The 22709-nt window shown below is 65.6% G+C and carries 19 protein-coding genes and 2 tRNA genes; 12 read left to right on the forward strand and 9 right to left on the reverse strand.

Annotated features, from left to right (window positions below):
* From S2M10_RS15640 to S2M10_RS15655, 4 genes are all read left to right on the forward strand, one after another.
* The coding region (locus S2M10_RS15640; RefSeq protein WP_211091080.1) for a site-specific integrase at nt 1-803 on the forward strand (803 nt) is incomplete at its 5' end.
* A 374-nt stretch (nt 804-1177) separates the two neighbouring features.
* Nucleotides 1178-2659: a hypothetical protein gene (locus S2M10_RS15645; RefSeq protein ID WP_168846908.1), complete on the forward strand. Its 1482-nt coding sequence runs from the start codon at nt 1178-1180 to the stop codon at nt 2657-2659.
* An 89-nt stretch (nt 2660-2748) separates the two neighbouring features.
* The gene (locus tag S2M10_RS15650; protein WP_211091081.1) at nt 2749-4803 is read left to right on the forward strand and encodes an AAA family ATPase; all 2055 of its coding nucleotides are present in this window, start codon (nt 2749-2751) and stop codon (nt 4801-4803) included.
* Nucleotides 4800-5873 (forward strand): hypothetical protein, encoded by a 1074-nt coding sequence (locus S2M10_RS15655; RefSeq protein ID WP_168846910.1) that lies wholly within the window; start codon nt 4800-4802, stop codon nt 5871-5873. Before S2M10_RS15650 ends, S2M10_RS15655 begins: the two co-directional genes overlap by 4 nt.
* Before the next feature lie 551 nt (nt 5874-6424).
* On the opposite strand, the gene S2M10_RS15660 is transcribed toward S2M10_RS15655, so the two are convergent.
* The 8 genes from S2M10_RS15660 to S2M10_RS15695 all read right to left on the reverse strand — a co-directional run bounded on the left by S2M10_RS15660 (nt 6425) and on the right by S2M10_RS15695 (nt 13089).
* Nucleotides 6425-6499, reverse strand: a tRNA-Glu gene (locus S2M10_RS15660).
* Between the two features lie 19 nt (nt 6500-6518).
* Nucleotides 6519-6593, reverse strand: a tRNA-Glu gene (locus S2M10_RS15665).
* Nucleotides 6594-6647: 54 nt separating this feature from the next.
* Nucleotides 6648-8414, reverse strand: a complete 1767-nt coding sequence (gene recJ / locus S2M10_RS15670; RefSeq protein WP_168846911.1) for a single-stranded-DNA-specific exonuclease RecJ — start codon at nt 8412-8414, stop codon at nt 6648-6650.
* Between the two features lie 48 nt (nt 8415-8462).
* Complete coding sequence (locus S2M10_RS15675; protein ID WP_168846912.1) at nt 8463-9191, reverse strand: 2OG-Fe(II) oxygenase; 729 nt, start codon at nt 9189-9191, stop codon at nt 8463-8465.
* 74 nt (nt 9192-9265) lie between these two features.
* Nucleotides 9266-10120, reverse strand: coding sequence for an RcnB family protein (locus S2M10_RS15680; RefSeq protein ID WP_211091082.1), 855 nt, complete (start codon nt 10118-10120; stop codon nt 9266-9268).
* Between the two features lie 107 nt (nt 10121-10227).
* Nucleotides 10228-10701, reverse strand: a complete 474-nt coding sequence (locus tag S2M10_RS15685; RefSeq protein WP_168846913.1) for a (2Fe-2S)-binding protein — start codon at nt 10699-10701, stop codon at nt 10228-10230.
* A gap of 132 nt (nt 10702-10833) precedes the next feature.
* Complete coding sequence (locus tag S2M10_RS15690; RefSeq protein ID WP_168846914.1) at nt 10834-11595, reverse strand: class II aldolase/adducin family protein; 762 nt, start codon at nt 11593-11595, stop codon at nt 10834-10836.
* Between the two features lie 66 nt (nt 11596-11661).
* Nucleotides 11662-13089: a short-chain fatty acyl-CoA regulator family protein gene (locus tag S2M10_RS15695; protein WP_168846915.1), complete on the reverse strand. Its 1428-nt coding sequence runs from the start codon at nt 13087-13089 to the stop codon at nt 11662-11664.
* A 103-nt stretch (nt 13090-13192) separates the two neighbouring features.
* On the opposite strand from S2M10_RS15695, the gene S2M10_RS15700 reads away from it, so the two are divergent.
* The 8 genes from S2M10_RS15700 (at nt 13193) to S2M10_RS15735 (ending at nt 22167) form a co-directional block, all read left to right on the forward strand.
* A complete protein-coding gene (locus tag S2M10_RS15700) occupies nt 13193-14719 on the forward strand; it encodes an acyl-CoA carboxylase subunit beta (protein WP_168846916.1) in 1527 nt (508 codons plus the stop codon).
* 42 nt (nt 14720-14761) lie between these two features.
* Nucleotides 14762-15271 carry a hypothetical protein gene (locus tag S2M10_RS15705; protein ID WP_168846917.1) on the forward strand — a complete coding sequence of 170 codons (510 nt, stop codon included), beginning with the start codon at nt 14762-14764 and terminating at the stop codon, nt 15269-15271.
* A 73-nt stretch (nt 15272-15344) separates the two neighbouring features.
* On the forward strand, nt 15345-15764 hold the full coding sequence (mce, locus tag S2M10_RS15710; RefSeq protein ID WP_168846918.1) for a methylmalonyl-CoA epimerase: 420 nt from the start codon (nt 15345-15347) through the stop codon (nt 15762-15764).
* 150 nt (nt 15765-15914) lie between these two features.
* Nucleotides 15915-18053, forward strand: coding sequence for a methylmalonyl-CoA mutase (gene scpA / locus S2M10_RS15715; protein ID WP_348770617.1), 2139 nt, complete (start codon nt 15915-15917; stop codon nt 18051-18053).
* A gap of 73 nt (nt 18054-18126) precedes the next feature.
* Nucleotides 18127-19134, forward strand: coding sequence for a biotin synthase BioB (bioB, locus tag S2M10_RS15720; protein WP_168846920.1), 1008 nt, complete (start codon nt 18127-18129; stop codon nt 19132-19134).
* Between the two features lies 1 nt (nt 19135).
* Entirely contained in the window at nt 19136-19330 is a 195-nt protein-coding gene (locus S2M10_RS15725; RefSeq protein ID WP_168846921.1) for a hypothetical protein, read from the forward strand.
* Nucleotides 19330-21342, forward strand: coding sequence for an acetyl/propionyl/methylcrotonyl-CoA carboxylase subunit alpha (locus tag S2M10_RS15730; protein ID WP_168846922.1), 2013 nt, complete (start codon nt 19330-19332; stop codon nt 21340-21342). Before S2M10_RS15725 ends, S2M10_RS15730 begins: the two co-directional genes overlap by 1 nt.
* 168 nt (nt 21343-21510) lie before the next feature.
* On the forward strand, nt 21511-22167 hold the full coding sequence (locus tag S2M10_RS15735) for a hypothetical protein (RefSeq protein ID WP_168846923.1): 657 nt from the start codon (nt 21511-21513) through the stop codon (nt 22165-22167).
* Nucleotides 22168-22172: 5 nt separating this feature from the next.
* Here S2M10_RS15735 and S2M10_RS15740 read toward each other — a convergent pair whose 3' ends face one another.
* Nucleotides 22173-22652, reverse strand: a complete 480-nt coding sequence (locus tag S2M10_RS15740; protein WP_168846924.1) for an RNA pyrophosphohydrolase — start codon at nt 22650-22652, stop codon at nt 22173-22175.
* Nucleotides 22653-22709 lie beyond the last annotated feature (57 nt).

The following is a 22709-nucleotide window of genomic DNA, read 5'->3' on the forward strand; positions in this document are numbered from 1 at the left end:
TTCACGCCAGCCTCATGCTCCCGCAGCACCCCAATGATCTGATCCTCGGTAAATCGGCTTCGCCGCATCGCTCGTCTCCATCTGACGAGCTAACTTACCAATGGCATGAATTCTGGGGAGCAGGTCAATTTGAACTTGCTGTCGATGACCTTCTAATTGATCGCTCCCCGACGGAAAGAATAAAGAGCCAGAAACATCAGAAGCGCGACCCCGATCCATTCGATCGAGAAGAGACCGAGCGCATACTTGGCCATATTCGCGACCATTACGACGAACAGGTCTGGAACTGGTATGAATTCGCATTCGGAACTGGCATGCGTCCGAGCGAGCAGATTGTTGTTCAGTGGCGTGATGTCGATTGGAAGCGTCAGTTGATCCGGGTCGAGCGGGCTCGTGTCCGGGCAGTTGAGAAATCGACCAAAACCAATACCGTCCGGGACATTGATCTTACGCCTAGGATGATGTCGGTCCTGCAGCGGCAGAAAGTGCATAGTTTCATGCGTGGGCTCGATTCACCGATTTTTATAAATCCGGTTACAAACAATCCGTGGCCGGACGTCCAGGACCAGCGAAAGCTTTACTTCCATCCCACGCTGCGTGCGCTCGGAATTAGGAGTCGGGACGCCTATCAAACGCGCCATACCTATGCCACGACGGCACTGATGGGAGGCGTAAACCCAGCCTACATCGCCCGGCAACTGGGCCACAAAAGCGCGGCAATGCTGTTCCGGCACTATTCGAAATGGATCGATCACGCGGACTATGGGCGCGAGGCTGCAAAGCTCAACCAAATTTACAGTTGATCCTTTGTACTGCTTGGCGGAGGTGTGTAAAATGACTCGTTTTGGGCGGCAGGACCAGATCGCAGCGTTGCGGGAATGGGCGACCTAACGGCCAAACCTGCCGATCACAAGCTATCCAGGAGCGGCCAGTTTCGGTCAAAGCGGCAATTCGTGGACTCATTGAGGACACCCACAACAGAAGCGGCACTCCTGCTGGTAAAACTGAAGAAATGAGATGCAGTGGTAACTGGCAATACTGCACGTAGGCACTTTCTACAGCGAACGTAAATCCGTATTGGACAAGTATTGTTCTTGATCTAATTTATAGTCACATGGATATATGAAGATCAAAAGTCTGTCTTCACCGCGCACTTTGCGCTCAGGGGAGCCAAGAGATGAGCAACCGCGCAACGACCGACCATGAAGATGGACCGCCGGAAACCGAGTACGACAACCCGGTCGCGCGGAGCAAGTGCAAGACCGCCGTGATCGTCATCCACGGGATGGGCGAGCAATGGCCGATGGATACGCTACGCCGGTTCGTCGATGCTGCTTGGCGTTATGACAAGAATCTCAATCAGAACTGGTCCAAGGGCGAAACCTATTCCAAGCCTGAGGCGATCACCGGCAGTTTTGAGCTGCGGCGGCTGACGACGCGCTACTGGAAGCCGGCGCCAGGCGACGACGACCCGGTGCGACGCGTGGATTTTTTCGAATTCTACTGGGCTCATTTGATGCAGGGCAACAGCATCGGAGCGGTCATGAGCTGGCTCTTGCGCCTGCTCGTCCGCAAGCCCGGGCAGGTGCCTCGCCGCTTGCTAGGCGGCTGGATCGCAGGATTATTCATTCTCTTCGCTGGCATCGCGCTGGCCTTGCTGACGGCGGTGAAGCCCGATCTCAGCCATTTCGGGATCCCGACCTGGGGCTGGGCTATGGTTGCTGCAATCGGCGGCGGCTTCTCAGCGCTCTGGCTACGGCCGGTTGCGGGCGACGCGGCGCGCTATCTCAGCCCCTCGCCAGACAATGTCGCGGCGCGGCAGATGATCCGCGAGGCGGGGATCGACCTCTTGGCCAAGATCCAGGATACCGGCGAATATGACCGGATTGTCGTGGCGGGGCATTCGCTGGGCAGCGTGATCGGTTATGATATTCTCCATTATGCCTGGGGCAGGCTCGATCGCGAGGCGTTGATCGCTGCCCATCGCGGCAATCCGGCCTGCCAAGCAGCGCTAGCCCAGCTCGAGCGCGTTGCTGACAAGCTCGACAAGACACCGAATTCGGGCGAGGCCCTCAGCGCTTATCGCGATGCGCAGCGCAACTATCGGACTGAACTCGCCAGGATCAGGGAAGCGCCGCCGGTCTGGCTGGTTAGCGATTTTGTCACCATGGGCTCGCCGCTCAGTAATGCCGATGTCCTGCTCGCCAAGGATCGCAAGGATCTCGACGCGCGGATTGCGCTGCGCGACCAGCCCGCCTGTCCGCCGCAATCTGAACGCGGCAATCGGATGCGCTTCACCTACGAAAGCGGCGGCGAGAAAATCCCGCACCATGGGGCGGTGTTCGCGCCGACAGTCTGGTCCAATATCTATTATCCCAACGTGCTCGGCCTGATCGGCGATTTCATTTCTGGGCCGGTCGCACCGCTGCTTGGTCCCGGCATCCGCGATATTCGCGTGCCGATCGGCGCTCCGGTGTTCCGGCATCTGAGCTATTGGGCGCGCGCCGACAAGAACGGTGCAGCAATCCGCGCGCTGCGTCACGCACTGAATCTGCGCGATCACGACGAGACTGCGATCTGGGGACTCCTCAGCCATGACCTTCCGGTCCGCGCCGAGGAGTTACCGGTTGCGCAGACAAACATCGAGGTGCAGGCATGAGACGGGTCGAACATCGCACCATAAGTCCGACGCCGCTAACCGGCGAGCGCGTTGTCGCAGCCCGCCGGGCGATCCTCGAGTTCCTGCAATTGCCTGAAGCAGAAAGCTCGGCACGGCGCGCGCCGCTCGATGAAAAGCTTTACCAAAGCGACGAGGTGCGCGAGGCGCTGGCACGCCTGTTCCACAGCAAATGCGCCTATTGTGAGACGCAACGCTCCAGTCCGCTTCATGTCGAGCATCATCGCCCGACCAGCAATGCCGGTGGCGGCCGCAAGCGCCTCCCGCATCATTATGCCTGGCTCGCTTATGACTGGGAGAACCTCCTGCTGGTCTGCCAGGCATGCAGCGGGCGCAAGCGCAACGCCTTTCCCCTGAATGGCGGCCGGGCACCCTTGGCCGCGCCACTGGCACGCGTTCGCGCGCAGGAATCACCGCAGCTGCTCGATCCCGGCTACGATCGCCCGTCGCGCCATCTCGATTTCACGCTTGATGGCCGCTGCCACCCGCGCTCGAAGCGCGGCGGGGCGACGATCGGGATGCTCGAGCTCAATCGCGAAGGCCTGGTCGAGGAGCGCCGCAACGTATTCTCCTACCTTGCCCAGCGGCTGACCACACCCCAAGGCGACGATCCGGTCACGACGCTGCGCGAGCTCGACGATGCCGCGATCCCGTTTGCCGGCTGTCAGCAGATCCTGCGCTATCGCTTGTTAGCGGCGCTTGCTGAGCGGGTCGGGCATTTCGCCTTTTCGTTCGAGGATGCCGCCGGGCTGATCGAGAGTGTTCTGGCCCAAACATCGCCAAGCGATATCGCCGACACGCTGCGGACCCTCGAAGCCGTTAGCGACAGCACCGCGGCCAAGGCAGCGCCGGTAGCCGCCCCACGCCCGTTCACCCCGCCGATCAAGCGCATCGAGATCGAAAATTTTAAGGCGATCGATCATGTCGTGATCGACATGGAGCCAATGCGTCGCGACAGCAGTTCGTCGGCCGCGATCATGCTGCTCGGCGAGAATGCGACCGGCAAAAGCAGCGTGCTCGAGGCAGTGACGCTGGCCCTGGTCGGCACCACGGCGGCGAACAAGCTTGCCAAGCCGCGTGATGTCGAGCCCGATCCGCAGCGGGGCGGTCACCGTGCACCCTATGGTCCGACCAAGGTGACGATCGAGTTCTGGGAGGGGCCGCCGGCCGAGCTAACGATCGGGAGAAACGACAAGTTCGAGGGCAACGCCGAGCCGCGCGCCAATGTGCTCGCCTATAGTTCGCGGCGCTATTTCATGCCGGGGCGCAGGCGGCGGTTGAAGAGCGGCGGACCGCGCGGATTGTTTGACGCGTCATGGTCGCTGCCGCATCCCGAACTGTGGCTGCGCGAACTCGGTACCGACCGTTTTCCCGAGATCGCTCGCGCACTTGCCGAGATTCTGTTGCTACCGCAGGGCTCCTACCTCAAGCAGGACGAGGAGCGCGGCGTCTACATCGTCGACGGTGAATTCGAGACGCCGCTGGCGCGGCACAGCGAGGGTTATCGCTCAATCTTCGCGACCGCTGTCGACATGCTACGCGGGCTGATGGGCGGGGTCGATCTGCTCGACGCGCAAGGCGTTGTGCTGATCGATGAAGTCGAGACGCACCTGCATCCGCGCTGGAAGATGCGAGTGATGTCGGCGATGCGCAAGGCACTGCCGCGCGTCCAGTTCCTTGTGACAACGCACGATCCCTTGTGCCTGCGCGGCATGGGACCGGGCGAAGTGCAGGTGATGGCACGCGGCGCCGACAACCGCATCGGCCTGGTCCCCGACCTGCCCGATGTCTCGGGGATGCGCATCGACCAGATCCTGACGTCGGAGCATTTCGGGATGCACTCGACGCTCGATCCGGATTTCCAAGAGCTATTCGACCGCTATTACCGCCTGCTGCGCGATAGCCAGAAGGACGCCAGCCTCGCGCCCGAGATCGACCGGTTGCGCGAGGAGATCAACAAGAAGCAGCGCATCGGCCAGACCGAGCGCGAGCAGCGGCTGCTGGCCGCTATCGACCGGCATATCGCGCTGCGGGTCTCGACGCTGCCCGAGCGGACGCAGCAGGACCAAGCGCTCGAGGTCGAGCTCGACGCGATCTGGAACGACGCCAAGGCGGACCCGGCATGATCGCGGTTCAGCGGACACCCGCCCCAGCGGCGGTTCTCGCGGCATTTGCCAAACGAGCACAGGCGACCGGGCTCACCGAGATCGAAGCGGCCTTGTGGCATTATGCCGGGATCGCGCCGACATTGGCGCCGCTGCCGACCAAGCCAAATGATGCGCCCGAGTTCAAGGCCTATAGCGACGATGCGGTCAAGGTGGTGCTGCACACCCTGTTCGGCGGGCACTGCGCCTATTGCGAGAGCCGGTACGACCATGTCTCGCCGATGGACGTCGAGCATTACCGGCCAAAGGGGGCGGTGATCGAGGCGAACGGCCAGCGCAGCAAGCCCGGCTATTTCTGGCTCGCGGCTGACTGGGACAATCTGCTGCCGTCGTGCATCGGCTGCAATCGGGCGCGCGAGCAGGAGCAGCTCATGCCTAACGGCTGCGTTGTTCCCGCGACCAGCGGTAAGGGCAACCAGTTTCCGCTGGTCGCTGGGTCAGCGCGCGCGACGGCACCCGGCCATGAGGCGTACGAGCAGCCGTTGCTGCTCGACCCGTGCCGCACCGATCCTGCCCCGCATTTGCTGTTTCGCTCAGACGGCTATGTCGAACCACGTACCTCGGCGCAGGAAAAGGCGGTGCCCCGAGGTCTCGCGACCATCGAGGTTTGCGGGCTCTATCGTGCCTCGCCGGTCGAAAGCCGGCGGCGCGCCGCGACGCGGCTGCGCGACGCAATGGAGGCGATCCTATCGGCCGATCATGATTGTCGACATCATCCCGGTGAATCTCTCTATCTGACCCGGCGGCAGCGGCGCGAGACCGCCTTGGCGCAGTTGATCGACGATCTCGACTATCGTGCGCTGACTGCCGAACTCCGCAGTTGGTTCGATCAAGTGCGCACCCGGATCGACGCCTATTTCGCGGCGGAGGCGGCATGGCGCGCCGATCTGACTGTGGCCAACCGCGCCGTCTTTGTCGATGCCACCCGGGCGATCATGACGCATTATGCCTCGGCTGGCCTGCATCAGCCCTTCGTGCATGAATTGCTGAGCCTGGCCGACATCCCGCTTGATCGGATGCTCGCCGCGTGAGCGTCGCTCACTGGATCGTTGCCCACACCTAGCCGCGCGTGACTTTGAGCGACTTCCGCGAAGAGTTTGCACTTCGCCGACGGTTAAGGTTATCGCTCGAGCGATGTGGGGCCCTGTCAAAGACTGCAGGTCCGCGCGGTGGCGCAGGCAAGCTTGAGCGGCAGTTTCCGGGATGAACTTTAAGGCGGCCTTACGTCTCGAACGAGGTGCTTAACCGTCAACCGGCTGAAGCTCTTCTCGTCGACATCCTGAGCGCAGGGAGTATGGGCCAACCGTTCAGTCAGCATGGCTAATCAGATGTAGCATCGTGACCCGGTAGCCTCAAACCAAAGCTGTTTGCGCATTCGCTAGATTAAGGATGTCCAGAGGGCGAGAGTGCGGCAAGGAAGTGTGCCCCAAGCGCCAAAAGGGGCCCAAAAGGGGCCCGGGACATTCTGGAAGATATGAAGGCGGTGTAGATACGGTGCTCAGAAACCGTCTTCGGAAAGCCTGCCACAGTGCAACGGTCGTTTCTGGCTAAATTAAAATAACCTAACGATTTCCTTTTATTATGGTGACCCCAGCGGGAATCGAACCCGCGTTTCAGCCGTGAGAGGGCCGCGTCCTAACCGCTAGACGATGGGGCCTCTTGCTGCATTGCACCGATGGTGACCCCTACGGGAATCGAACCCGTGTTTCAGCCGTGAAAGGGCCGCGTCCTAACCGCTAGACGAAGGGGCCAACTGCGTGGCGTGGAGCGGCCGAATAGGGGGCGATTCCAAAACCGTCAAGCACTCATTCTGCCCATGCCGCATCTTCTATGTGCAATTCCGCCGCAGGGCGGCTTCCCCAGGTATCGACCTTGGCGCGGCCGGCGAGCCAGAGGCGGCGGTGCGACGGTGCCGAGAGCAGGGCCTGGCCCAATTCCGTATCCGCCTGGCGGAAGGCGACTGCCTTGAGGCTCTGCCCGTCCGCCCCCGCGACGATCACGCGGACATGCCCGCCCGTGCCCACGACATCCGCCTTCAGCACCCGTACCGGCCCCGCCGCGATTCGCGGCGCCGGCCAGCCCATGCCATATGGGCCGCCGGCTTCCATCGCCTCGACCAGCGACGGGTTCACCCCCGTCGGGCTGAGCACCGCATCGAGGAGCAGCGCGCGCTCGCCGCGCGCCACCGCGATTCGCTCGGCCAGCCGCGCTTCGAGGAAGTCGGCCAGCGCGTCCACCTGGTCGCCCGCGACGGTGACGCCGCACGCCATCGCGTGACCGCCGCCGGCGATCAGCAGACCGGCATCCTTGGCCGCGAGCACCGCCGCGCCCAGATCAACGCCGGGGATCGAACGACCCGATCCCTTGCCGATCCCGTCTTCTCCCACGGCGATAACCAGAGCGGGACGGCCGAACTTCTCCTTCAGCCGACCGGCGACGATGCCGATGACGCCCGGATGCCAGCCTTCGCCGGCGACGAGCGCGACCATCCGCTCGCTGCCCGCCATGCACAGCGATTCGGCGGCAGTCTGCACCTCCGCCTCGATCGTCCGACGCTCTTCGTTGAGCAGGTCCAGCTCGGCGGCGATGGCATGCGCCTCGGCAGGATCGCGCGTGGTCAACAGACGCACCCCGAGATCGGACTTGCCGACGCGGCCGCCCGCGTTGATGCGCGGGCCGAGCGCGAAGCCGAGATCGGTGCAGGTGGGCGCACGGGTGAGGCGCGAGGCCTGGATCAGCGCCGCGATGCCGATGTTCCGGCGCTGTGCCATCACCTTGAGGCCTTGCGCCACAAAGGCGCGGTTCAGGCCCTTGAGCTGCGCCACATCCGCCACCGTACCGAGCGCGACGATATCGAGCAGATCGAGCAGGCGCGGTTCGGCCCGGCCGGTGAAATAACCGCGGGCCCGCAGCGTGCGGACCAGGGCGGCACCGAGCAGGAAGGCAACCCCCACCGCGGCGAGATGGCCATGTTCGGCCCCTTCGGCTTCGTCCAGCCGGTTCGGATTTACCAGCGCATGTGCGACGGGCAGTTCGGTCGCGCATTTATGGTGATCGACGACGATCACGTCGGCTTGCGCGTCGCGCGCCATCGCGAGCGCCTCAAAGGCCTGCGCGCCGCAATCGACGGTGACGATCAGCCCATGGCCCTGTTGCTTGAGCCGAACCAGCGCCTCGCCCGAGGGGCCATAGCCTTCCATCAGACGGTCCGGGATATAGGGCGTCGCCTCCAGGTCCAGTTCGCGCAGCAGCAGGATCAGCAGCGCGGCGGAGGTGGCGCCATCGACATCGTAATCGCCGAAGATCGCGACCTGTTCGCGCGCCTCCACGGCATCGGCGAGGCGCTCGGCGGCGCGGTCCATGTCGCGGAAGATCGACGGATCGGGCATGAAGGCGCGGATGCTGGGGGTGCGGTGGCGCTCCAGATCTTCGCGCTCGACCCCGCGGGTCAGCAGCAGCTGGGTGACGAGATCGTCGGGCGCGAAATTCGGGTCGCGCGCATCGGCGGCAAGCCCGCGCCAGCGCCAGGGCTGGCCCAGGATCGAACGGTGAACATTGAGGGCAGAGGACATGGCCCCGATGTGGCCGGTGCGCCCCGCGATGTCGAGGGGGCCCCGCGCTCAGTCGGCGTCCGCGTCGACCACGCCGGAGCGGTAGGTCTGGATCGGCGCCTTGATCCAGGCCTGTTCGCGAAACCATTTGGTGATGATGTACTTGGTCCCTTCGACCACGCGCATCCCCTCGTGGAGCGTGTCGTAGTTCGGGCTGCCGTCCGCGAGCATGTTGTTCCAGATCAGCAGCAGCCCGCGCTTGGGCTTGAAGCGGATGCCCGCGCGCGGAAACCAGGTGGCGCCGCCTTCCTCCACGTCGTTGAGATAGGCCATCGCCGTCCAGGTGCGCTGGCCGCCGGTCTCCACCATCTTGTCCCAATAGCCGCTGTCTTCGTGGAAATAGTCGCAATGCGCGCGGAACTGCTGATTGGGCGCATAGCGCTGGCCCTGCATCGTCTCGGCATTTTCGACCGGGATACCCAGCAGATCGGCGATGCGGTTGTCGATTGCCTGCACGTCCGGGGACCAGCGATACAGGTCCGAGCTGTGGCTGGTGCGATAGTCGGGATCGTCGGTGGCGGCGAGCAGCGTCGAGGGGCGCGCGTTGCTGTCGATCAGCGCCATCAGCATGTCGCACTCGGCATCGCTGAAGAACGCGGGATAGGTATAGACCTGCGCCAGCTCGATCTTGGCTCGCCGGACGGCGGGATGGGCGTCCAGCCGCGCCGCGACCTCGCGGCCGATCTTCGCCCGTTCGGGGGAGGGCGATCCCTTGCTGTTGGGGTTGCTCTTGCTCACGGTCGGACTCTTTGCCGTGCGCTCCGGCGATTGCAAGCGGAAGGGGCCGGCGTCGCCGCCGGCCCCCGCCTTCATTACCAGAAGATGCCGTAGATCACGTCGACGACCTCGCCGGTATCGACGTCGACGAGCAGCGCGTCGTCATAATAACGGACCCAGCGATAGGGTCCCCAGACCTCCGGCAAGCGGTAGGAATAGGGGTCGCTGATCCAATATTGCTGTGCGAACAGGAAGCTGTCGAGACGGTAGCCGATCGAGAAGCGCCGATAGCCGTAGCTCCAGCGTGCGGGCGGATAATAGCGCGGCAGGCGGTAGAGGCTGCGGTTATAGTCGCGATAGGCGCGCCAGTCGTAGCGATGGTCGCTCCGCCAGCCATTGTTCCAGACGCCACGATCGCCGCGCCAGCGATCGCCGCGGTCCCAATCCCGGCGATCGTTCCAGCCGCGATTGCCGTCGCGGCGGTCCCAGTTGCGGGTGCCGTTCCACTGGTTGCGCGAGCGATCGTCCCAGCGGCGGTCCTGCCCGGCCTGCGGGTTGCGGGCGTCGCCGCGGTTCTGCCAGTCGGAGCGCCGTCCGCCGCGCCAGTCGCGCTGCGGCTGGCCCTGGGGCTGCGTGCCCTGCGGCTGCTGGAAGGCGGGGCGCGGCTGACCTTCCGGCCGACGCCACTCGCCGCGGTCCATCGCCTGTGGCGAGGCTTGCGGACGCTGCCAGCCGGGATTGCCCTGAGGGCGTTGCCAGTTGCCGCGATCCTGCGGCTGCGCCTGCGGCGCTCCCTGCGGGCGCGGCCCGGCCTGCCCGCCTTGGGCGCGAAAGCCCTCGGGCCGCATCCAGCCGCCATTGCCGCGATGCTCGCCGCGCTCCTGCGCCATGGCAGCGGCGGGTACCAGCGCAGTCGCGGCTGCGATCGCCGCCAACAGCATCCTCTTCATCGAACCATTCTCCGGTGGCAGCGGCGAAGTCGCCGTGCCGATGCCGCTCGGATACGCGCCCGACGCTGAGCGGGTTCTGAATTGCGCTGACAGCAGATTGAAAGCATTCAGGCCGCGTCGGCGGGATCGCCGCGCGCGATCCGCGCGGCATCCTGAATCGCCGCGACCAGTCGCGGATAGATGCCGCAGCGGCAGATATTGGGGATGCCCTGGCGGATGTCTTCCTCCGACGGGTTGCGATTGGTGCGGATCAGCACCGATGCGGCCATCACCATGCCGGGGATGCAATAGCCGCACTGGACGAGATTGGCGGCGAGAAAGGCCTGCTGCACCGGGTGGCTGCGATCGGACGAGAGCCCCTCGATGGTGGTGACGAAGGTACCCTCGATCGCGCCGATCGTCTCGCGGCAGGCGAGCCGCGCGGCACCGTCGATGTCGACGGTGCAGGCACCGCAATCGCCGGTGCCGCAGCCATATTTGGTGCCGGTGAGGTTGGAGGCGTCGCGCAAGGCCCAGAGCAAGGGGGTCTGCGGATCCATGTCGTACTGGACCGGCTGGTTGTTGACGGTAAACCGAGTCATGCGCGTGACCCTAGCGGGAAACGACGGGTTTCCGAAACCGGCATTGTCGGCCGATGCCTTCTCAGGCGCTACAGTGCCCCCGCGGTATCGTGACCACGTGCTCGGCTGGGCGGTGAGCGGCTTCCGGTTCGGCTAGTCGCGCCAGCTGCGATCGATCCGATCGACCAGCCGGACCATCGCCGCGAAGTCCGCCGCGCCCGGGCCGCCCGGCACCTGCGCCATATGGACGTCGCGCTGGTGCACCGCGACCACCTCCGGCGCGATCTCGATCGGCCGGCCCATGCTCATCGTCGAGACCTGGATCTCGCAGGCGCGCTGCAGCGCCCAGTGCTTGACGAACGCCTCGGGCAGCGTGCGACCCATGGCGAGGATGCCGTGGTTGCGCAGCAGCATCATTCGCTTGTCGCCGAGATGGGCGAGTAGCCGTTCGCCTTCCTCGTCGCGCACGGTGACGCCTTCGAAATCATGGTAGGCGATCTGGCCGATGAAGTTGCAGGCATAGAAATTGGTCGGCCGCAGCCCGCCTTCGAGCGACGCGACCGCCATGCCCGCGGTGGTGTGGCTGTGCATGATGCAATGCGCGTCGGGCAGATGGCGGTGGAACAGCGCGTGCTGGACGAAGCCGGCGCGGTTCACCGGATAGGGCGAGTCGTCCAGCTTGTTGCCGTCGATGTCGATCTTGACGAGGTTGGAGGCCTTCACCTCGCTGAAATGCAGCCCGAACGGGTTGATCAGGAAGGCGCCTTCTTGGTCGGGCAGCTTCACCGTGATGTGGTTGTAGATCATCTCGGACCAGCCGAGCATGTCGAACACGCGGTAGCAGGCGGCGAGCTGCTGGCGCGCCTCCCATTCGGCGTCGCTGACGTGGGACGTGGGCGCGAGCGCGGTTGCCATGGCACCTCTCCAGATTTCTGTTTTTGAGCTTTGGGTATGCCATGAAGCCGGCGGCGCCCGCAAGCGTCAGCGAAAGCCGTACGGCACGGCGCGGCGGCGATCGGGATCGATCTCGATCACCGATCCGGCGGGCGGGAAGGCGCGCTGGTCGCAGTCGAGGCGGGGGCAGATGCGGCAGGAGGCGCCGATCGGTGTCGCCGCGCCGCCGGTGCGCAGCGCATCGGCATAGACGAAGTCGGCCGCATGCGCCTCCTCGCAGCCCAGCGCGACGGCATAGCGTCGGGGCGGGCGGGTGAAGCTGCCCGAGGGCTTCACCAGCCCCTTGGCCATCGAGACATAGCGGGTGCCATCGGGCATTTCGGCGAGCTGTACGAGGATGCGATCGGGGATCGCCACCGCCTCGTGCACGATCCAGAGCGGGCAGGCGCCGCCGAGCGCTGCGAATTGCAGCCGGGTGGCCGAGTGCCGCTTGGTGATGTTGCCCGCCATGTCGACCCGGCAGAAGAATACCGGCAGCCCCTGCGCGCCGGGCCGCTGCAGCGTCGAGAGCCGGTGGCACGCCTGCTCGAAGCTCACCGCGAAGCGCTGGCGCAGGCGATCAATGTCGTGGCGGACCTCATAGGCGGCGGCGCGAAAGCGGCCATAGGGCATCAGCAGCGCGCCCGCGGCATAGTTGGCGAGCCCGACGCTCAGCAACTCGCGCGCAGCCGCGGAGGCGAGCCCGGCACGATCGATCACCAGCCGCATCTCGTTGGCGAATTCGTAGCGGACCAGCCGGTGGGCGAGGAGGAAGGCGCGGCTTTCCGGGGGCAGGGCATGGTTGAGCGCCAGCGTGCGCGCGCCTTCGTCGAAGCGGCTGAGCTCGCTGCCGTCGCCCTGCGCGCCGATCACCCGGACCCCGTGCCACAGCCGCAGCCGGTCCTCGAACGCGCGGACGATATTGTCGTCGTCGAGCGCGAGGGCATCGGCCAGCAATTCCGCCGAGCGATCGATCGCGTCGATGTAATTGCCCTCGGCCTGGAACCAGTCACGCACCTCCTCCCAGGGGAGCGGTGCTGCGTCGCCCGAGCCGGTGTCGAACCGGTCGTCGAGCACCCGCAACTGCTCCTGGCTGCGGCGATAGGCGTCGTGCAACGCGACGATCCGCCGGGCGAGCAGCGGCTGCTGTTCGATGCCGCGGCGGACATCGGCTTCGTCGATCCGATCGGTAGCCACGCTGCTGTCCGTCGCGGCGTCGATCGCGCGGAGCAGCGTGGCGGTGCCGCCCTCGCCGTTGATCTCGGCCGCCTCGACCGGAAATTCGCGCGCCAGCGCCAGCAACACGCCGTCGGTGATCGGCCGGTCATTGTTCTCGATCTGGGAGAGGTAGGAGACGGAGATGCCGAGCCGCTGCGCCATCCCGGCCTGCGGGATGTGCAGGCGGCGGCGGAGCTCGCGCAGGCGAAAGCCTTCGAACAGGCGACGGCGGGGCAGGGGCGGGACGGTGCTGGCCATGGCTTCGGATAGTCTGCAAACCCCTCACCCGCAACTTTGCAACATTGCATTTGCGAAGCCGGCATGGCCCGGTGCACAAGCTGCGCCCACGGAGAGAATGCCGATGTCGTCGACGATCGAGGAACTGGAACGCCGCCGTGCCGCTGCCCGTCTGGGCGGCGGCGAGAAGCGGATCGACGCACAGCATGCCAAGGGGAAGCTGACCGCGCGCGAGCGGCTCGAGGTGCTGCTCGACCAGGGCAGCTTCGAGGAGCTCGACATGTATGTCGAGCACAATTGCACCGATTTCGGCATGGAGACCCAGGTGATCCCCGGCGACGGCGTGGTCACCGGTTCGGGCACGATCAACGGCCGGCTCGTCTTCGTGTTCAGCCAGGACTTCACCGTGTTCGGCGGTTCGCTCTCGGAGCGGCACGCGCAGAAGATCTGCAAGATCATGGACATGGCGATGAAGGTCGGCGCGCCCGTGATCGGCCTCAACGACAGCGGCGGCGCGCGCATCCAGGAGGGCGTCGCCTCGCTCGGCGGCTATGCCGAGGTGTTCCAGCGCAACGTGCTGGCTTCGGGCGTGGTGCCGCAGCTCAGCCTGATCATGGGGCCCTGCGCCGGCGGTGCGGTGTACAGCCCCGCGATGACGGACTTCATCTTCATGGTGAAGGACTCGTCCTACATGTTCGTCACCGGCCCGGATGTAGTGAAGACCGTTACCAACGAGATCGTCACGCAGGAGGAGCTGGGTGGAGCGGTGACGCATACCACGAAGTCGGGGGTCGCGGATGTGGCCTTCGAGAACGATATCGAGGCGCTGCTCGCGGCCCGCGACTTCGTGGACTTCCTGCCGGCCTCGAACCGCGAGGCCCCGCCCGAGCGGCCCTGCGACGATCCCTGGGATCGAATCGACGAGAGCCTCGACACCATCATCCCGCCCAACGCCAACCAGCCCTATGACATGCACGAGCTGATCGGCAAGACGCTTGACGAGGGCGAGTTTTTCGAGCTGCAGCCTGCGCACGCCGGCAACATCCTGATCGGCTTCGGCCGGATCGAGGGGCGCACCGTTGGCGTGGTGGCCAACCAGCCGATGGTGCTGGCCGGCTGCCTCGACATCAACGCCTCCAAGAAGGCGGCGCGGTTCGTGCGCTTCTGCGATGCGTTCGAAATTCCGATCGTCACCTTTGTCGATGTGCCGGGGTTCCTGCCGGGCGTCGGCCAGGAGCATTCGGGGATCATCAAGCACGGCGCCAAGCTGCTCTTCGCCTATGCCGAGGCGACGGTGCCCAAGATCACCGTGATCACCCGCAAGGCCTATGGCGGCGCCTATGACGTGATGGCCTCGAAGCATCTGCGCGGCGACCTCAACTATGCCTGGCCGACTGCCGAGATCGCGGTGATGGGCGCCAAGGGCGCGGTGGAGATCATCTTCCGGGGCCGCACCCCCGAGGAAATCGCCGCGCGCACCGCCGAATATGAAGCGCGTTTCGCCAACCCGTTCGTGGCGGCGAGCAAGGGCTTTGTGGACGAGGTAATCATGCCGCACTCGACGCGCCGTCGCATCGCGCTGGGCTTGCGCAAGCTGCGGAACAAGCAGCTTGAGAACCCGTGGAAGAAGCATGACAACATCCCGCTGTGACGGCTGGGGGGCACGCCCGCGCCGCACGGTGAAAGGATAGCAATGTTCAGTTTCATTCTCGCATTCACGACGTTGCTCGGGGGACAGGCAACCGCGGCATCGGCAGCACCGGCCTGGACCTTCAAGGAAAGCACCGACCCCGCGCAGGCGAAATCGGCAAGCGCGACGATCCGCAGCGAGGACGGCAACGCGCGCCTGGTGGTGCGGTGCGATACGGCGGCGACGCCGATCGTCTCGGTCCAGTTCATCCCGCGTCCGCCGATCCCGGCGGGGGATTCGCGGACCGTGACCGTCACCTATGACGAAGCGATGGCTGAGATGAGCCAGTGGCAGTTTCCGGGAGCGGGCGCCTATAATGGCGAAGCGGTCGAGGTGTTCCTGCTGGTCGACAAGATCGCCAAGTCGAAGACCGTGCGGGTCGGCGTGCCGCAGGGCGAGACCATGATCGAGGGGGTCTTCAAGGCGCCGGGCGACGACGCGCTGTTCCGCAAGGTCTATGCGGCGTGCGGCTTTCCCTATGCGATGCCCGCGCCGACGGCGGCGAAGAAATAAGCGTGATCCCGTCGCGCGGTGCGCCGCGCGCGCCCTGCGCGACGGATCCGGACGGAAAGGAGCAATGGGCACGATGAAACTCGGCCGTCTCAACCATGTCGGCGTCGCGACGCCGTCGATCGAAGCCTCGATCGCCTTTTACCGCGACGTGATGGGGGCAGCGGTGATCCGCGCACCCTTCGACCTGCCCGCGCAGGGCGTGAGGGTCTGCTTCGTCGATACGCCCAACAGCCAGATCGAGCTGATCGAACCGCTGGGCGAGGTCTCGCCGATCCATGGCTTCCTCGCCAGGAACCCGGCGGGCGGGCAGCATCACCTCTGCTATGAGGTGCCCGATATCCACGAGGCCAAGGCCTGGTTCGAGGCCAAGGGCTGCAAGCTGCTCGGCGAGCCGCGCATCGGGGCGCACGGCACGCCGATCTTCTTCATCCATCCCAAGGACATGGGCGGGGTGCTCACCGAAATCATGGAGACGCCGCGTGAAGGGCATTGAGCAAATCTCCCTCTCCCCTTGGGAGAGGGAAGGGGCCCATCGCGTCAGCGATGGGAAGGGTGAGGGTGATTTGCTCTCGCCCGCCATTCACCCTCACCCTTGCACCGCCTTCGGCGGCGGGCCCCTCCCTCTCCCAAAGGGAGAGGTGTTGTGACCAAACCCTCCTTCGATCAATGGTCTGCCGCTGCCGCGAGGGAAGTGAAGGGCAGGAGTCTGACCTGGGACACGCCCGAAGGTATCGAGGTCAAGCCGCTGTATACGCAGGACGATGTGGCGGATGTCGACCCCGGTCTGCCGGGCTTCGCACCCTTTACCCGCGGCGTGCGCGCCTCGATGTATGCCGGGCGCCCCTGGACGGTTCGGCAATATGCCGGCTTTTCCACCGCCGAGGAATCGAACGCCTTTTACCGCCGCAACCTCGCGGCCGGGCAGAAGGGCCTCTCGGTCGCGTTCGATCTCGCCACCCATCGCGGCTATGACAGCGACCACCCGCGCGTTGTCGGTGACGTCGGCAAGGCAGGCGTGGCGATCGACAGCGTCGAGGATATGAAGATCCTGTTCGACGGCATCCCGCTCGATCAGATGTCGGTCTCGATGACGATGAACGGGGCGGTGATCCCGGTGCTGGCCTTCTTCATCGTCGCGGGAGAGGAGCAGGGGGTTCCGCAGGAGAAGCTGGAAGGGACGATCCAGAACGACATCCTCAAGGAGTTCATGGTTCGGAACACCTATATCTACCCGCCCGAACCGAGCATGCGGATCATTTCAGACATTTTCGCCTATACCAGCGCGAACATGCCGAAATTCAACAGTATTTCCATTTCCGGCTACCACATGCAGGAAGCCGGCGCGACGCAGGTGCAGGAGCTTGCCTTCACCATCGCCGACGGCATGGAATATGTGAAGTACGGCGTCGCCTCGGGCCTGGATATCGACAAGTTTGCCGGCCGCCTGAGCTTCTTCTTCGCAATCGGTATGAACTTCTTCATGGAAGTGGCGAAGCTGCGGGCCGCGCGGGTGTTGTGGCACCGGGTGATGACGCAAGCTGGCGCGCAGGACGACCGCTCGAAGATGCTGCGCACCCATTGCCAGACCTCGGGCGTGTCGCTCACCGAGCAGGACCCGTACAACAACGTCATCCGCACCACGATCGAGGCGATGGCGGCGATGCTGGGCGGCACCCAGAGCCTCCACACCAACGCGCTCGACGAAGCGATTGCGCTGCCGACCGACTTCTCCGCCCGCATCGCCCGCAACACACAGATCGTGCTGCAGGAAGAAACGGGGATGACCAAGGTCGTCGATCCGCTGGGCGGCAGCTATTATGTCGAGAGCCTGACCCGGCAACTGGTCGACAAGGCATGGGCGATCATCGAACGCGTCGAGGCCGAGGGTGGCATGGCGAAGGCCGTGGCCGCGGGCTGGCCCAAGGCGATGATCGAGGAGGCCGCGGCCGCCCGCCAGGCGCGGGTCGATCGCGGCGAGGACGTGATCGTCGGTGTCAACAAATACCGGCTGCTGAACGAGGATCTGCTCGAGACGCTGGAGGTCGACAATGCGGCGGTGCGCGAGGCGCAGATCGCCCGTATCCAGCGGGTGAAGGCGGCGCGCGACGAGGCGGCGTGCCAGACGGCACTCGACGCGCTGCGCGAGGGGGCAAAGGCGGGTGGCAACCTGCTGGCGCTCGCCGTCGTGGCGGCGCGTGCACGCGCGACGCTGGGCGAGATCAGCGCGGCGATGGAGGATGTGTTCGGCCGCTATGCCACCCAGCCAACGCCGGTGAAGGGTGTCTATGCCGCGCCCTATGCGGAAGATGCCCGCTGGGCGGAGGTGGTGCGCGGCGTCGAGGCCGTCGAGCGCCGCCTCGGCCGCAAGCCCCGCCTGCTCGTCGCCAAAATGGGGCAGGACGGGCATGATCGCGGCGCCAACGTCATCGCTTCGGCCTTTTCGGACATGGGGTTCGAAGTAGTCAGCGGCCCCTTGTTCCAGACGCCGGAGGAAACCGTGGTGCTGGCGCTCGACAGCGGCGTCGACGTGGTCGGCGCGTCCAGCCTCGCCGCGGGACACAAGACGCTGATCCCCGAACTGATCCGCGGGCTGCGCGAAGCCGGGCGGAGCGACGTCAAGGTCATCGCCGGCGGCGTGATCCCGCCGCAGGATTACGAGATGCTGCGCGCGGCGGGCGTGCAGGGCATCTACGGCCCGGGCTCCAACGTCGTCGAATGTGCGGCGGACGTGCTGCGGCTGCTCGGCCACAACATGCCACCCTTGGACGCCGCTGCCGAGTGACCATGCTGCCCTTTTACGCCGGCGCCCGCACCCGCTATGCCGGGCGGCGAAACCGTTCACCGGAGTTTGTTGCTTGACCCTCGAATCCCCCGTCCGCACCGACTGGACCCGCGACGAGATCGCCGCGCTGTTCGACCTGCCGTTCACCGAGCTCGTGTTCCGCGCGGCCGAGGTGCACCGTGCCAACCATCCGGCCAACCAGGTTCAGCGCTCGACGCTCCTTTCGATCAAGACCGGCGGCTGCCCCGAGGATTGCGGCTATTGCAGCCAGTCGGTGCATGCCGATAGCGGCCTCAAGGCGACCAAGCTGATGGATCCGCGCGCGGTGCTGCAGGCGGCGGCGCAGGCCAAGGACCATGGCTCGACCCGCTTCTGCATGGGCGCCGCCTGGCGCAACCCCAAGGATCGCGACATGGGCGCCATCGTCGAGATGGTGAAGGGCGTCCGCGCGATGGGCATGGAAACCTGCATGACGCTGGGCATGCTCACCGACGCGCAGGCCAAGACGCTCGCCGATGCCGGGCTCGATTACTACAACCACAATATCGATACCTCGCCCGAACGCTATGGCGAGGTGATCACCACCCGCAGCTTCGAGGAGCGGCTGGAGACGCTGGAGCATGTCCGCGAGGCGGGCATCAACGTGTGCTGCGGCGGCATCGTCGGCATGGGCGAGACGCGGGGCGACCGCGTGGGCTTCATTCATGCGCTTAGCACCCTGCCGGTGCATCCGGGCAGCGTGCCGGTCAACGCGCTGGTGCCGGTGAAGGGCACGGTGCTGGGCGACATGCTGGCCGACACGCCGCTCGCCAAGATCGACGATATCGAGTTCGTCCGCACGGTGGCGGTGGCGCGGATCACCATGCCGCGCTCGATGGTCCGCTTGTCCGCAGGCCGCGAGAGCATGAGCGATGCGACCCAGGCGCTCTGCTTCCTTGCGGGCGCCAACTCGATCTTCACCGGCGACAAGCTGCTGACCGCGGGCAATGCCGGCGACGACAAGGACGCCGCGCTGTTCGCTCGCCTCGGCATCACGCCGATGGCCGCGGAGTGCAAGGTGGAACTGGAGGCGGCGGAGTAACGTGCCGCACGAGCTCGATTGGCTTTGGCGGGCGATTGCCTTTCCCTTCGTCGATTGGGCGAACAGCCCCTTCATGCTCCGACTCGAACTGCGGCGGCCATGGCTCTACCGCGCCATCGTCTGGCCGCCGCTATTTCTTCTGATGGCCGCCCTGTCGGTCATCAGCCTTTGGCTTTTAGGGGTAGTAAAGCTCTGATGTTCAAGAAGATCCTCGTCGCCAACCGTGGCGAAATCGCGTGCCGGGTGATGCGTACCGCCAGGAAGATGGGCATCGCCACGGTCGCGGTCTATTCGGATGCGGATGCCCGCGCGCCGCATGTGCGGATGGCGGATGAGGCGGTGCGGCTCGGGCCCGCGCCGGCGGCGGAGAGCTATCTCCGCGCGGACCTGATCCTGCTCGCCGCCAAGGAAACCGGCGCTGACGCGATCCATCCCGGCTATGGCTTCCTCTCCGAGCGCGAGAGCTTCGCCAGGGCCTGTGCCGAGGCCGGCATCGCCTTTGTCGGGCCGCCGCCGGGGGCGATCGCGGCGATGGGCGACAAGATCGAATCGAAGAAGCTCGCCAAGGAAGCGGGCGTCAATGTCGTCCCCGGCTTTCTGGGCGAGATCGCCGATACCGAGCATGCCGTCCGGATCGCGACCGAGATCGGCTATCCGGTGATGATGAAGGCCTCGGCCGGCGGCGGCGGCAAGGGCATGCGGCTCGCCTGGAGCGAGCAGGACGTCCGCGAGGGCTTTGAGGCGACAAAGCGCGAAGGCTTGGCGAGCTTCGGCGACGACCGCGTGTTCATCGAGAAGTTCATCGAGAGCCCGCGCCATATCGAGATCCAGCTGCTCGGCGACCAGCACGGCAACATCGTCTATCTCAACGAGCGCGAATGCTCGATCCAGCGCCGTCACCAGAAGGTGGTGGAAGAAGCGCCGTCGCCTTTCGTCACGCCCGCGATGCGCAAGGCGATGGGCGAGCAGGCGGTCGCGCTCGCACGGGCGGTCGGCTATTATAGCGCGGGCACGGTCGAACTGATCGTCTCGGGTGCCGACAAGACTGGCCAAGGCTTCTACTTTCTCGAGATGAACACCCGGCTCCAGGTGGAGCATCCGGTGACCGAGGCGATCACCGGGCTCGACCTCGTCGAGCAGATGATCCGCGTGGCGGCGGGCGAAAAGCTGGCGTTCACCCAGGACGAGGTGATGCTCGACGGCTGGGCGATCGAGAACCGCGTCTATGCCGAGGATCCCTATCGCGGCTTCCTGCCGAGCACGGGACGGCTGGTGCGCTACCGGCCGCCCGCCGCGGAGCAGGCGGGGCAGGGCTATATCCGCGTCGATGACGGTGTGACCGAGGGGTCCGAGATCAGCATGTTCTACGATCCGATGATCGCCAAGCTGATCACCTGGGCGCCGACCCGTGACGAAGCCGCCGACCTGCAGGTCCAGGCGCTCGACCGCTTCCGCATCGACGGCATTGGCCACAATATCGATTTCCTCTCGGCGATCATGCAGCACCCGCGCTTCCGCTCGGGCGAACTCACCACCGGCTTCATTGCGGAGGAATATCCCGAGGGCTTCCACGGCGCCCCGGCGGACGAAGCGCTGGTGCGGCGCCTGGCGGCCGTGGCCGTGGTGCTGGACCTCGCCCGCTCGGCGCGGACAGCGGCCATTGGGGGGCAGCTCGGCACGCCGGCAACACCCTCTACCGCACGCGCGGTGCGGATCGGCGACCGCCGCTTCGACGTGACGGTCGATGGTTGTGCCACCGGACTGCTGGTGAACCTGTCGAGCGACACGCCCCCGCTGGAGGTTTCCGGCGAATGGCGCGCCGGCGATCCGCAATTCGTCGCGCGCATCGACGGTGCCGAATTCGCCACGTCGGTCGATCGCATTCGCACCGGCTGGAAGCTCACCGCGCATGGCGCCGCGCATCTTGTCGAGGTGCTGCCGCCGCATGTCGCGCAGTACCGCGATCACATGATCGAGAAGGTGCCGCCCGACCTGAGCCGCTTCCTGCTCGCGCCGATGCCCGGGCTGCTCACCCGGTTGCACGTCCAGCCCGGCGACCGGGTAGAGGCGGGGCAGGCGCTGGCGGTGATCGAGGCGATGAAGATGGAGAATATCCTGCGCGCCGAACGGCCGGGCACCGTCAAGCACGCGCATTTCGCCGCGGGCGACAGCCTTGCGGTCGACGCGGCGATCCTGGAATTCGAGTGACTTAGAAGCGACACGTTTCACATCGATACGGTTTCGCATCGATTTATCCGTTGTTCTCCGCCTGTTTCCGGGCTTGTGGCGTTTGGGAAACTCGTGTCTCAATCGTGATACAAGAGAGGCGCTCGTCGGTTTAACCCCGAAGTCCGCAAGCCCCCGAAGGATGGCAACGTGCAGGAAGAGGATGGCTTTACCCGCTGGATAGAGGCGTGCGCGGCGGGCGAATTGCTCGGCATCGCCATCGGGGCATTGTGGTGGGTCACCGTCGACCGCTTCGATCCGGTGCCGATGGGCGCCACCGCCGAGTGGATGGTGTTCTTCGCCAAGGCGGCGAGCGGATTGATGCAGGGGCTGGTGCTCGGCCTGCTACAGGGCTGGGCGCTACGCCGCCAGTTTCCGGCGCTGAACCTGCGCGACTGGGTGGCAGCGACGACGCTGGTCGGCATTGCCGTGTGGTCCGTCGCCGCCTGGTATGCGGTGTTTCCCTCGCTCGACGGTGATCCCTTGCTGCCCGCGGTCGAAACGCTGTTCCAGACGGCCGTCACCGCCGCCGGTTTCGGACTGGGGCTGGGGCTGTTGTTCGGACTGGCGCAGGCGCTGGTGCTGCAGCGCGCGGCCGGCAATGCGCGCTGGTGGATCGCGGTCAACGCGCTCGGCTGGGGGGCGGCATTGCCCTGCATCTATGTCGCCGCGTCGATCGGCAGCGCGGAGCCGAGCAGCCTCGAAATCGCCTTTCGCGGGCTGGTCGGCGGGATCGTCTCCGGCGTCGTGCTGGGCACGGTGACCGGCCTGTCCTTCGCGGTGATGCCGGCCCGGCGCCGAGCCTGAACCGCTCAGCCGAGCTGCGGCGCGAACAGTTCGAGCAGCCGTTCGTACAGCGCCTGCTTGAACGGCACGATCAGTTCGGGGAGCTCGGCCGGCTCGGCCCATCGCCAGGCGCGGAATTCGGGATGCGCGGTGGCGATGTCGATATCGCCGTCCTCGCCGAGGAAGCGCAGCAGGAACCAGCGCTGGCGCTGGCCGCGCCACTTGCCCTTCCACACCTTGCCGATCAGATCCTCGGGCAGGTCGTACTGCAGTTCCTCGGGCGCCTCGGCGATCAGCTCGACATGGTCACCAGCGACGCCGGTCTCTTCCCACAGCTCGCGAAATGCCGCTTCCAGCGCGTCCTCGCCCGGATCGATCCCGCCCTGCGGCATCTGCCAGGCCTCCAGCGTCGAATCGAGCCGCTGGCCGACGAAGACGCGGCCGTCGTGGTTGAGCAGCATCACGCCGGCGCAGGGGCGATAGGGGAGCGAAGCGGGGTCGGTCATGGCGCTGTCGTAGAGCGCTGCGGGACGGGACGGAAGGGCCGTCTTTCGGATGCGGCC

Origin of the sequence: Sphingomonas sp. S2M10 (assembly GCF_012650175.1) — a bacterium.
Taxonomy (GTDB): Bacteria; Pseudomonadota; Alphaproteobacteria; order Sphingomonadales; family Sphingomonadaceae; genus Sphingomonas.